Here is a 12,042-nt window from a genome sequence, read left to right on the forward strand (position 1 = left end):
CAACAGGCAACAGACAAACAGGTAAAAGGCAAACAGGTCACAAAAAATGGATACAAAAACTTTTAAACGCGATCTCAATCATTCCCCTAATTACTACCGTCGGGGATTTGGCAATCATAAAGAAGCTGTTGTAGCTTTAAATACTGAATATCAAAGCAGTTTAATTCAAGAAATTCGCGATAATAATTATCGTCTCGATCGCGGCGATGTGACGATCTTTTTAGCTGAATCTTTCGGGTTTTGTTGGGGAGTTGAACGTGCTGTAGCAATGGCCTATGAAACCCGCAGCCATTTCCCCAATGAACGCATTTGGATTACTAACGAAATTATTCACAATCCGGAAGTAAATACCCGTTTACAGGAAATGGAAGTCGGTTTTATTGAAGTTAAAACAGGGGAAAAAGATTTTTCAGTGGTCGAGACTGGCGATATAGTTATTTTGCCCGCTTTTGGTGCCAGCGTTCAAGAAATGAAATTTCTCAACGATCGCGGCTGTACAATTGTCGATACAACTTGCCCTTGGGTTTCTAAAGTCTGGAATTCTGTGGAAAAACATAAAAAGAAAAAGCATACTTCGATTATTCACGGCAAATACAAACATGAAGAAACCGTTGCAACCAGTTCATTTGCAGGAACTTATTTAGTCGTTTTGAATTTAAAAGAAGCGGAATATGTTCGCAATTATATTTTACACGGTGGCGATAAAGAAGAGTTTTTAGCTAAATTTGCCAATGCTCATTCTCTCGGATTCGATCCCGATCGCGATCTAGAACGTATTGGTGTCGCCAATCAAACCACTATGCTCAAAAGCGAAACCGAGGCGATCGGGAAACTCTTTGAAAAAACCATGCTGGAAAAATATGGACCGATAGAATTGAACGCACATTTTATGAGTTTCAATACGATTTGTGATGCGACACAAGAACGTCAAGATGCCATGTTTGGCCTTGTTAAAGAAGATTTATCCCTGATGGTGGTTATTGGTGGTTTTAACTCTTCTAATACCACCCATCTCCAAGAAATTGCCATTGATAAAGGCATTATTTCTTATCATATCGATAGTGCCGATCGCATTGGTCCCGGCAATCGCATCGAACATAAACCTTTAGACAAGGCGATCGAAGTAACAGAGAATTGGTTGCCAGAGGGTAAAATAGCGATCGGTATTACCTCCGGAGCCTCTACCCCCGATAAATCCGTAGAAGAGGCGATCGAGCATATTTTATACTTAAAAAAGGAAATGATAGCCAGATAAATCACTTATATCCGAATTTTATGCCAAATCCTAAGATAAACTTTTCGCACCTTTAGTCAAATAGATTTGTGCTTTCCGTTCTTCAATAAAATGATACATTTGTTTGGCAAAACGAGCGCTTCCGGCGATCGACTCTGCTATAACTTCAGAAGGGAGTATCAAAACAGTCAAATCTTGAGTCACAATTCCTGTCACCAAGCTGACTTCCCCTGGAAGTAAAGCTGTTTCGCCAAAAAAGTCCTCTCGAGACAGATAAGCAACTTCCTTTTGATGGCCGTGTAAATCCGCGACAAAAAGGCGAATTTTTCCCTCTTGAATGATATATAAACCATCATCAGATTCTCCTTCTCTCACCACGCGATCGCCAATACCATATACTTGTATCGCCGCCTTTTCTGCAAATTTGGCGATCGTATTGGGTTCAAGAGAGACAAAATAGGGTAAAGATTGTAAAAAATTCTGTATTTGTTCGAGATATTCTTCCCGTCGAGGAATTGATTGACGGACGTGATATATAGTCCGAATGGGGAAAGGAATTGTTAAACCATTCCGTTTAGCTGCGTAAAAAATGCTGGTTCTAAATTCATTCCTAATTTCTTCAACATATTGAAAATCATCGATGAAATACTTCACTTCATAAGTAATAGCAAAATCATCATAGGATACAGTTCGGACTTCTGGACGAGGTTGAGATAAGATGCGATGAGTTTCTGCTGTTGCACTTTCTAAAACCCGCTTGACGTGATTGGGAGGATCATCATAAGAGAAACCGACTAAATAGCGTTCAGCGTGAAGGGGATCGCCACTATGATAATTATAAATATTTTCCCCATCTAAAACACTATTAGGAACAATTAATAAATCCCGATCTAGGGTTTTCAAACGAACCGATCGCCAGTTGAGATCCACAATTTGACCTTCAATATCTCCAAAGCGAATCCAGTCTCCCACCTTAAAAGGACTATCAAAAAGCAACAAAAATCCAGAGACTAGATTACTGAGGGTATTTTGCAACGCTAAAGCAATGACCAGAGAACCGACTCCTAAAGCGGTCACAATACTGCTTAAATCGACTTGCCAAATACTGCCTAACATATAAGCGCCCACACTTAAAATAACGAGAATGCGAGCGATCTGTACGAATAAACGAGGAACGATAAAAAGAGGCTGAGATTTAGCTTTAGAATTGCGAACAAACAGGATTCCAATTAAGTTGAGAAGAGCGACGATCGCACTATATCCGATCAGAGATTCGATCCCTTTAAGCAACCAACTCTCCCGAGAATATCCCAAAAATTGGTGTACCACCACCCAAGTTGCAAGGGAGGGTAAAACGAGAATGCGAATATTTCCTAATAATTTTGCCCAACCTAGATTCTTGCGAGTTTCTAGGCGATCGACAATTTCTCCTAAAATAATAGTGAGAAAAGGAAATCCAACAATAAATATAATTGCACTAACCCATTGCGATCGATCCATCTCTGTTCATCCTATTCTTAACTTAGGTGTATGGTCTTGAATATCCGTTTTGTCTTGATGAATTTCCCAGGTCTTCAAAGAACCTAGTTCGGGAATTTGGAGAGATTCTGACTCCTCGAAACGATACAAGTCCTTGACACTCTCATAAACATCCTCCGTAACGCGAATTGTTCCTAATGTAGCTTGGTGATTGAGATGAACTGCAACCAGAAAAGTTTGCCCCCATAAATAATAGTTCAAATATTTACTATCGATCGCCGCCGCCATCATTTCTCCAGTGGCAATACCAATGCTAACGCCTAAAGAAACTCCATATTTATGATTGAATACTTGTAAAATTTCCACAATCTCAAAACCTAAGTCCATGATTCGCTTGGCATGATCGATTCGCGGTACAGCCAAGCCACAAACAGCAAAATAAAGTTCACCAATTGGTGCGAGAGATAGCACATCTAATTGTTCTGCTGCCTCATTAAAACTATTCATTAATTCATGCAAAATATCTGCATATTCTGATACATTCCATCGCTTTGATAGATAAATTAATCCTTCAATATTGACGACCAAAACTGTTGCTTGTTCTGTTGAATTTACGATTTTTTTCTCACCATTTTTTAAGCGATCGGCAACAGATTTAGGAACAATATGTCGTAGTAATTTTTCATTTTCTCGTTCCTTTTCTATGACCAATTCTTGTTGTTCTTTGAGATTTTGAATTACTTCATTAAAACTTTCGACTAAGCTGCTGAGTTCGTCTTGAGCTAAGGATTGTAGTCCTCCTGCCTGCATATCTCCTCCGGCGATTTTTCGGGAATCTTCGATTAGCAGACTAATCTGTTTAACTAAGGCATTAGCCGCCACGATCGCAATTGAGGTGACAATGAAAACAAGAACAACTGTAATTGTCAGAATATATTGCTGTAAATTATATAAAGGTTGGTAGGCTTCGGCTAAATCTATCTCTGCCAAAATCGCCCAATTCACACCTTTAATATCGACTAGATCGTAGGAACTGAGAACGGGTATGCATCGATAATCATCAATAATTTGCGTGCCGCTTTTACCTTGAAAAGCAGCTAATACTCCTTCTGTTTTTACAGTCTGCAATAAAATGGAAGTATCCAAACGTTTGATACTTTCGAGATTGTCTTCGGGGGTTCCCACTTTTTGCAGTGCTGCGAGATATCCTTCCGCATCCTCAAGGAGAAAACGCGATACCGATCGCATTAAATAATCCGCACCGACGAGATACACTTCGCCACTGTTTCCCAATCCTTCATTTTGCCAATTCTGCTTACCCGTTAATACATCATTAATGCGATCGACGGGAAGTTGTGCGGCTAGAATGCCGACTTGTCGAGTACCATCATAGATAGGTGTTGCAAAGAAGGCCGCTGGGGCTGCATAGGAAGGACGATAGCTATCAAAATCGATAATTTGGACGGTACCGGGTTCGGGATTTTTTCTGACCGCTTCGACTACTTCTGCAAAATTACTGTTAGCATAAGGTCCATCTTTTAAGCTCGTGCCAAAGTCGGTTTCTTTGTAAACAGAATAAACAATATTTCCCGTCTCCGTATCGATAAGAAATAAATCGTAGTAACCAAACTGTTTGATGAGATTGCGAAGTAAGGGATGATATAAGGAATGCAGTTGACTATATTCGCTGCCATCATTTGCCTGCATCAATTCATCTTTTTTTCCGACAGGTTGGGGATTGTTAGCAATATAGTGATACTGTAGGTATTGAGCCGCTCTTTGCTTGGGCTGATAAATTTCAAAAATTGGCTTTCCGGCAATATTTTGGGAAAGTCGCGGAAAAAATTCTTGCGTGTAATAATTTTTCAGGGATTGTTGCCAGGGGGCAGGAATTGGTGGGAGAGAACTAACATTAGCACTATCTGGGTCTGAGTTTTCTTCTAGGGGTAACGATCCGTCTAGGCGATCGAAAGCACGATTAAATTCAACCATTGCCGTGACGATCGTGCGATCTTCTGCAAGAGTTCCAATCTGAGCATACATAAATTGAAAGTAGGATTCAATTTCGGCTGACTTAGAAGAACGCACGCTTGTGAGTTGCTCAAAAATACGCTCAGTTAGAATGTTTCTCGCTCTCTGCCAAGTTAAAAAGCTAATAATTCCGACGGAACCCAAACTCACACTTAGGAGAGCGATCGTTACTTTGGATTTAATCCTTAACTGTTTCAGTCCTAGCATTGATTTTCCTCGTATTGAGTGGCGATCGCGCCGAATCTATGGAGCAAATTTTGTTAAGATTTGTTAAGGGAAAAATGAGCGTAAAATTATTAAAAATGATCTTTGGCGAGAATAGCTGGAGAATCATCACTGTATTTACCACACCTTAGCTTTAAAGAATAGATTTTTTGATACTTTTTTTTGTTTCTCTGTAAATCAACGAACCTTTTGTTTAAGGAATTAGTTAGAGTCTTTGCCAATCAATAGTTTGATACACCTCCCGAAAAACTCGGGAGGTTGTTTTTTGGCAACAAATTAACTAGAGTGAATAAGAAGTTTTATTGCAGCTTCAGGAGTCATCATGTCCGAATCTAACCCAAATAGCGAAGCCACACAACCGGAAACACCACCTGTAGAGGTGAGTGCAGAAACCAAAGCTCTTGTGGAAACCAAGATGCCCGATGAGTCTGATGAAATCAAACATCATACGATGGCTTTAATTGAAGCTATCAAAAAACAGGCACAGTCGAGCCTCGAGTCTGCTGGGGAAATTGGTCGTGAAAATTACGTCAACACGATGCGCCAAACCCAAACGACGTTAAAAAATACAGGACTCCTCTTTGATGAACAATGGGAGTCTCTCGAGAAAACCATCGCGGGACTCGAGGATACAGCCACGAAAAATTGGGAATTTTTGCTCAATGATATGAAAAAATGGGGCGATCGCCTCGATCGCGCTGTAAATGAAGCGTGGAAAATCCTCACGGAACCCGAGGAATCTGAAGAAGATTCCCCCCCAGATTCTGATTCTGAATCCAAATCTTAGGGACAGGGAAATCATTTTATTGCTCAATTCTCTTTTTATTTTTTCCCTAATTCGCTGAGTCCGCTTGCGATCGCCTTATGGTTGTTCTTTTGGTGTTATTGATGATCGGTCTAAGTGCGATCGCTGCTAAACTGCCCCCGGTTCCTTACATGACGGGATTAGTAGCGATGGGATTAGGGCTGGGAATTCTCGCGCAAAACAACGAGCAACTTGCACTATTACAGCCTTTTATCGCCCTCCCCCCGAGGGCATTCTTGCTTTTTGTACCTCTTTTCATTGCTCGTTTGGCTTTTAATATTGAAGGTCGTTTGCTGGTACAGTATCTTTCCCCAGTATTGCTATTGGGAATCCTAGGGGGATTTTTATCGACAGTGATGGTGGGGGGATTTTTGGTCGCCTTTGCCCCTTTAGCACTATCAGGGGCAATTTTACTGGGGATTCTCTTATCGGTGGTGGATTTAACCCCAGCCATCGCCCTATTGCAAAAAGAGGGTTGTTCTAAGCGGTTGCAATTGGTTTGGCGAGGGGAAAGTTTATTCAATAATGTCATGGCGATCGTTCTGTTTGCTGTGGTGGCGCAAACTTTAAGTTCGGGGAGTTATGGCCGCGGAATCGGGCAGTTTTTCGCCGCATGGCCGGTGGGTATTATTCTGGGAAGTATCGCAGCAGGATTGGCGGCTTATGGAATGCAACGCTGGCGAGAGAATTTTATCCTACAGGGAACAATAGGCGCGATCGCCCTGTATGGGGCATTTTTTGGGGCAGAGAGGCTCTATCCTGGGGCAGAGGCGATCGCCGCCATGACGGTGGGTTTGGTGCTGCAATGGACGTTACGCGCCCGATTGAAGCAAAAGAATTTTCAGCGACTTGCAGGGATGGTACAGGGAGTGGGAATTCTGGCTCAAAGTTGGCTTTTTCTCCTGTTGGGATTAACTTTAGCTGGATTACCTCGTCAAGTTTATGGAAGTTCTCACCCTTGGCTCTGTTTAGTAGGGGCGATCGCCATGGTAACAATGGCTCGGGCGATCGTGGTTTTTGCTCTGATGCCCGTGGCCAACTTTTTGCGGGACTCTACCCCTTTCTCTTTTCGAGAGCAGTTGGTGGGATTATGGGGAGGAATGCGAGGAAACGTGGCTTTGGCCTTGGTGTTAAGTTGGGATGCAGAAGCATCCGATCGCCATTTAGCCATTTTTATCACCTTGGGGGTAACTTTAGCCTTGGGTTTGGCTTCTGAGGGGACAATGGCGCAGTTTTGGCAGCGCTTGGGGTTAACTCCTCCAGCCTTGGCCGCCCAATTACAAGCAGCAACAGCAGAATTAGCCGCCAAACGCCACACCCTCGAAGGGTTATTCGATCTGGAGGATATTGAATCTTTATCTCGCCCGGCGATCGAATGTGTCAAACAGGAATATCGCGAGGAGGTGTACCATGCGGAAGATACATTGGCGCAATTATGGACTGAGACGCGCATGGAACCGGGGCTATTTCAACAAACTCTCTGGTTGCAAGCCTTGGCGATGGAGGAGACGGGATATCGGCAATTTTACGAGGATGGGTTGCTCTCGGAGTTGGCTTTTGTCAAATTAGAGTTACGAATGCACTTAAAACGAGATGCAGTGCTTGCGGGGTTTATTCCCCCGCCTTTTTATCTCCTTCGCGGTAATGAGACGAAGATACAGCAGGGGTTTGCGCTATTTTTAGGGGCGATCGCCTTTCAGCCTGCCTTTGCCCCGCGACAGGCCGATCGCGTCTCAACGGCTAAATATGAAGCAGATGGGGCGATCGCTTATACCTGCAAACAGGTGGCTTTGAATTTTCATCGCTTGGTTGAAGATAGCGGTTTGGGGTTAATGGTTGCTAAAAGTTGCGCTAAGGTTTATGAGGAAGATAGTTTAGTAGCATGGCAAAGTTTAGAGGCGATCGCCTCGCGCAATCCAGAATTTGCCACTCGCAAGCAACAAGAAGCCATTCGTCGCACCATTCATTTTTTGGATGAAGTGTAAAGACGTTTGCGTTAAAATAAAAGAAGTATTTTCTTCTGACTAATCTACTCAATTCTACAAAATATCATCAGAAAATATAATGGTAAAAATTATCAAGCGTAAATCCCTTGGCCTTCAGCCCGTTTACGATATTGGCGTAGAAGGGGATCATAATTTTTTATTAGAAAGTGGTTTAATTGCGGCCAATTGTTTCAATAAGTCTCATTCTACCGCGTATGCTTATGTCACCTATCAAACTGCCTATCTCAAAGCCAACTATCCTACGGAATATATGGCTGCGTTATTAACGGGAAATAGCGGCAATAAAGATAAAATCAAAAGCTATATCGCCAGATGTATTGACATGGGCATTAATGTCAGCCCTCCCGATATTAATCGTTCTAATATAGATTTTACCCCTGTGGGTAAGACAATTTTATTTGGCTTGTCCGCAGTACCTAACCTCGGAGATGGTGCGATCGAAAGCATTTTAATTGCCCGCAAAGAAAACAAAGGAGAGTTCAAATCTTTCTCTGATTTTTGCAGTATCGTCGATCTGCGAACTGTTAATCGGCGCACCTTAGAAACTTTAATTCATTGCGGTGCATTTGACAAAATCAACGAGAATCGCAATCAACTCGTACAATCCCTCGATCCTGTTATTAGTTGGGCGCAAAAGCGAGCAAAAGAACGAACTAGCGGTCAGATGAATCTCTTTGATATATTGGGAGGAGGAACGGGAAATAATAGCGAAACCAAGAGTTTTGATACGGCTCCGGTACTGGCTCAAACTGCTGATTTTTCACCTCAAGAAAGACTGAAAAAAGAAAAAGAAATTTTGGGTTTCTATGTTTCTGCTAACCCCTTAAATACAATTAAACCTGCTGTTGATATTGTTTCTCCAGTAAGTTTAGCACATTTGGAGGATCACAAACGCCAAAAAATTAGCGCGATCGCCTTAATTAGTGCAGTTAAAACGATTATGACTAAAAAGGGCGATGCGATGGCATTTTTACAATTGGAAGACTTAACCGGACAAGCAGAGGGGGTTGTTTTTCCTAGTGCTTTCGGTGAAGTTGAAGAATATTTGCAAGACGATGCACGCTTGATTTTTTGGGGGAAAGCGGAGAGTAAAGATGGTAAAGTTCAGTTCATTGTTGAATCTGTGGCTCCCGTAGAAGATGTACGCATGATAATGGTTGAATTGACAGTACAAGAAGCACGCGATCGCCGCATTCAAAATAATCTCAAAAGTATTCTCCAACAACAAGCTGGGAATGACACAGAAGGAATTAAAATTCCCGTTGTTGCCCGAATTGGGACGGGACCAGAGGGAAAACTCGTGCGTTTAGATCGGAAATTTTGGGTCCAAAACGATCGCGCTGCGGTGACGGCTTTAAACAATGCTAATTACCAAGCACGTAGCGAATATATTCTTCCTCATTAGATGCTTAAATCCCATATTCCGCTTTAGATGCGTTTACCCTGCGCGATCGCAATGATAGAGTTGATAAGGGAAGCCACCGATGCGATAATGTTCTTTAGGATCGATTGTACATTTGCTGTTTTTGAGAGCAATTTCGCGAGGGTAGGATGCCTCGACATAACCGGGGACGATCGCCCATAAAGAAGCAGGAGAAAGGGGGAATTGGGACAGCGATCGCCAGACATATTCAAAGCCCCCAAAATCAGTTTTATTCAGAAAAGTAAAGTAAGCGGGGCGATCGTGAATATCTGCAAAAGTAAGGGCATAGCTTAACCCAGTTGCAATTTCGAGGGTGTTTTCGTATGCCATCATCACCATGACTGGATCGGAAGACTGGTTAAATTGTTGGGCTACTTTGAGGGGATAATAGGGTTTCTGAAAGGCAAAATTAAAAATCACGCAGAGACTGCCGATCGCACCGACAAGGAGGAAAATGATAGTCGATCGTGGGGAGGATAAAGAGAATTGGCGATCGCGGCTAAAACTGGCTGCGATGAGGGCGCAGAAGCCAGGATAATAGATGAAATGATAGCGAGGGGCAATACTAATATCTTTGCCAAGAATGTAGATAATTGCGGCAAATTCTAACAAGACGCAGAGGGTAAAACAAGAGAGAGTAATGGTACTTTCTCGGGTGTTGGGGGAAGCGTACAATTTTCGTAAACCGCGCAGAGAAGAGGCGATCGCCCAGACCATAAATATTACAGTGAAGGTGATACTAACAATTTGCAACCATAGGGGCTGTTTTTCCACAGGAAGGGCGATAAACATAGAACTCCATCCCCCGAGGGTTTGTAGAATAGGAAGGAGGAAATTAGGCGCAGGGAGCCAACTGGTCTTGGGACTGTTAAAATGCTCTAGGAGAATGGGCAACCAGGGGAGATAAAATAGAAAGGGGGCGATCGCCAGAATAAACAGCCAGAAAAGACGAATAATGCCTACTTTTGGCGTTCTATAAAGAACGAGAAAAAGCGTTATAAATTGAGCAATGATGGCAAAAATATAAAAATAATGCACATAGATTCCCAAACAATTCATACTTCCCCAAAGTAGCCAAAGAAGCGGTGAATATTTCTTTTTTTGAAGCTGTTTTTGTATTAAAATTAAACAGCAGAGTGCAAAGATTAAGAGTAGAATGGGTAAAGTGTAGTGTCGTGCTTCTTGGGATAAATAAACAGCAAAAGGAGAGACAGTCATCATAGCTGCAGCCATTAATCCTGCTTGAGGAGAGAAAGCCAGACGGTTAAGGAGGTATATTGCCGCGATCGCAAAAACACCCAAAATTGCTGGAAGCGATCGCAACTTCCAAGCTAAAGAAACATCCCATGAATCAATTCCCAGCAACCACTGATGCAAAGCACAAAAGAAGAAGGGAGGATGGGTCGATTGCGTGGTAAGATAAGAGGCAATTTCGCTACACTGGGTTTGAGGATTTAAAATAAAAATATCTGGGATGCGATCGACGGCTAAAACTTGTTCTAAGGGTAGGTTTTCAAACCCTTTTCCCAAGCCAAAAAGCGCAGTAATGATTTCATCTATCCATAATGGTTTGCGATCGAGTTGCCAGAAACGGAGAATTGTACCGAGACAAAGAATTGCAGTGAGAAGGAGATAATGCACGAGAAAAAATGAGGTTGTGCGATCGCATTAAAACAAGTTTATTTGCCTCTTGAAAAAGCGAATGAACTCTATTATCCTTCATTTCGATCATTTTCGATCCAAATACTGGCAGGATGCCCGTTCCACAATTGATTATGGGTAGGTAGGGGTTTGGTCTCCAAACCCTTGCTATTCTTAGTTTTTTTCCAATCTCTTTTTCAAGCGTTGAGGATCGCCGCGATCGCCAATCTTCCCCCTCTCTAACAAAAATGCCCCATCGCAATAATCGAGTTCATTTAAGCGATGCGTTACCCAGAGAGCAGTTAAGTTACGTTCTTTCACTAAAGTCCGAACTTGCTGCACTAACTCAATTTGAGTATCGGGGTCGAGAAGTGCCGTAGGTTCGTCGAGAATTAAAACTTGGCAATTTCTGGCAATTTCCCCCGCGATCGCAATGCGCTGTTTTTGGCCGCCGCTTAAAGCATAGATCGGTCGCCGTTGCAAGTCGAGCAATCCTACCGCATCGAGGGCTTCTCGTACTCTAACCAAGGTTTCTGCATAGGTTAAATTTTCTCGTACCAGTCCAAAGGCAATATCAGCCCCAACCGTAGGCATCACCAACTGGCGATCGGGATTTTGGAAAACAAAACCGAGGGGTTGAATCGTTTCAATATTCCCCTCTCGCGGTTCTAATAAACCTGCCAGTAAATTGAGTAAGGTCGATTTTCCGCTCCCATTTGCCCCCAAAAGCATCCAAAATTCTCCTTGAGGAATGCTGAAGGAACAAGAGTCTAAAATCGGCACATTTACTTGCCAGTTAAAGGATAAATTGTTAACATTGATAGCGTTTTGGGACACAAAATTAGCTGATAGTTGATAAGAAAGAGAACAGGAATAAGAGAGAGAAAAACTTCATCTCTCATTCTTTCCTATTCTGACAGAAGAAATCACGACCACAAACTTTAAAGTTGAAGTCAAGTTTAAGATTAAGGAGATCGGGAAAACCCGAAGGATAGGACTAGCAAGACTTGAAAGATTTGGCAACTTTTATACGCGATTCCACAAAACTGCGATCGCCTTCGCATTATCATTCAGAACTTACGCAGTAACACCATATGTAGCGTAAAGTTTAAAAAAGAGCGAGCAGCAAACCCCAAAAATCAAAAATCTTGGTACAGAGCCTAAAATATGATAATATTGTTAGGAAATCAAACTTAAA

8 protein-coding genes are annotated in these 12,042 nt (G+C 42.3%); 4 read left to right on the plus strand and 4 right to left on the minus strand.

Annotated elements, in window-relative coordinates; genetic code table 11:
- The first annotated feature begins 46 nt into the window (after positions 1–46).
- A complete protein-coding gene (locus tag VB714_RS23475; protein ID WP_323227257.1) occupies positions 47–1,255 on the plus strand; it encodes a 4-hydroxy-3-methylbut-2-enyl diphosphate reductase in 1,209 nt (402 codons plus the stop codon).
- Positions 1,256–1,285: 30 nt separating this feature from the next.
- Here VB714_RS23475 and VB714_RS23480 read toward each other — a convergent pair whose 3' ends face one another.
- Together VB714_RS23480 and VB714_RS23485 are read right to left on the minus strand one after the other, a co-directional pair.
- Positions 1,286–2,734 carry a mechanosensitive ion channel family protein gene (locus VB714_RS23480; RefSeq protein WP_323227258.1) on the minus strand — a complete coding sequence of 483 codons (1,449 nt, stop codon included), beginning with the start codon at positions 2,732–2,734 and terminating at the stop codon, positions 1,286–1,288.
- 6 nt (positions 2,735–2,740) lie between these two features.
- Positions 2,741–4,951, minus strand: a complete 2,211-nt coding sequence (locus VB714_RS23485; protein WP_323227260.1) for an adenylate/guanylate cyclase domain-containing protein — start codon at positions 4,949–4,951, stop codon at positions 2,741–2,743.
- A 340-nt stretch (positions 4,952–5,291) separates the two neighbouring features.
- On the opposite strand from VB714_RS23485, the gene VB714_RS23490 reads away from it, so the two are divergent.
- The 3 genes from VB714_RS23490 to VB714_RS23500 all read left to right on the plus strand — a co-directional run bounded on the left by VB714_RS23490 (position 5,292) and on the right by VB714_RS23500 (position 9,185).
- Positions 5,292–5,756 carry a hypothetical protein gene (locus VB714_RS23490; protein WP_323227262.1) on the plus strand — a complete coding sequence of 155 codons (465 nt, stop codon included), beginning with the start codon at positions 5,292–5,294 and terminating at the stop codon, positions 5,754–5,756.
- 77 nt (positions 5,757–5,833) lie between these two features.
- Entirely contained in the window at positions 5,834–7,759 is a 1,926-nt protein-coding gene (locus VB714_RS23495) for a hypothetical protein (protein WP_323227263.1), read from the plus strand.
- 79 nt (positions 7,760–7,838) lie between these two features.
- The gene (locus tag VB714_RS23500; protein ID WP_323227265.1) at positions 7,839–9,185 is read left to right on the plus strand and encodes an OB-fold nucleic acid binding domain-containing protein; all 1,347 of its coding nucleotides are present in this window, start codon (positions 7,839–7,841) and stop codon (positions 9,183–9,185) included.
- A 33-nt stretch (positions 9,186–9,218) separates the two neighbouring features.
- Here the strand turns inward: VB714_RS23500 and VB714_RS23505 are convergent, their stop codons facing one another.
- Complete coding sequence (locus VB714_RS23505) at positions 9,219–10,844, minus strand: glycosyltransferase family 39 protein (RefSeq protein WP_323227267.1); 1,626 nt, start codon at positions 10,842–10,844, stop codon at positions 9,219–9,221.
- Positions 10,845–11,018: 174 nt separating this feature from the next.
- A complete protein-coding gene (locus VB714_RS23510; RefSeq protein WP_323227269.1) occupies positions 11,019–11,681 on the minus strand; it encodes an ABC transporter ATP-binding protein in 663 nt (220 codons plus the stop codon).
- Positions 11,682–12,042: the final 361 nt, after the last annotated feature.

The sequence above is a fragment of the Spirulina sp. 06S082 genome, assembly GCF_034932145.1.
Classification (GTDB): domain Bacteria; phylum Cyanobacteriota; class Cyanobacteriia; order Cyanobacteriales; family Spirulinaceae; genus CCY15215.

Excerpts from the sequence above, each read along its gene's own strand:
- VB714_RS23490 (WP_323227262.1), top strand. The coding sequence starts at position 5,292 with ATGTCCGAATCTAACCCAAATAGCGAAGCCACACAACCGGAAACACCA.
- VB714_RS23475 (WP_323227257.1), top strand. The coding sequence starts at position 47 with ATGGATACAAAAACTTTTAAACGCGATCTCAATCATTCCCCTAATTAC.
- VB714_RS23500 (WP_323227265.1), top strand. The coding sequence starts at position 7,839 with ATGGTAAAAATTATCAAGCGTAAATCCCTTGGCCTTCAGCCCGTTTAC.
- VB714_RS23495 (WP_323227263.1), top strand. The coding sequence starts at position 5,834 with ATGGTTGTTCTTTTGGTGTTATTGATGATCGGTCTAAGTGCGATCGCT.
- VB714_RS23480 (WP_323227258.1), bottom strand. The coding sequence starts at position 2,734 with ATGGATCGATCGCAATGGGTTAGTGCAATTATATTTATTGTTGGATTT.
- VB714_RS23485 (WP_323227260.1), bottom strand. The coding sequence starts at position 4,951 with ATGCTAGGACTGAAACAGTTAAGGATTAAATCCAAAGTAACGATCGCT.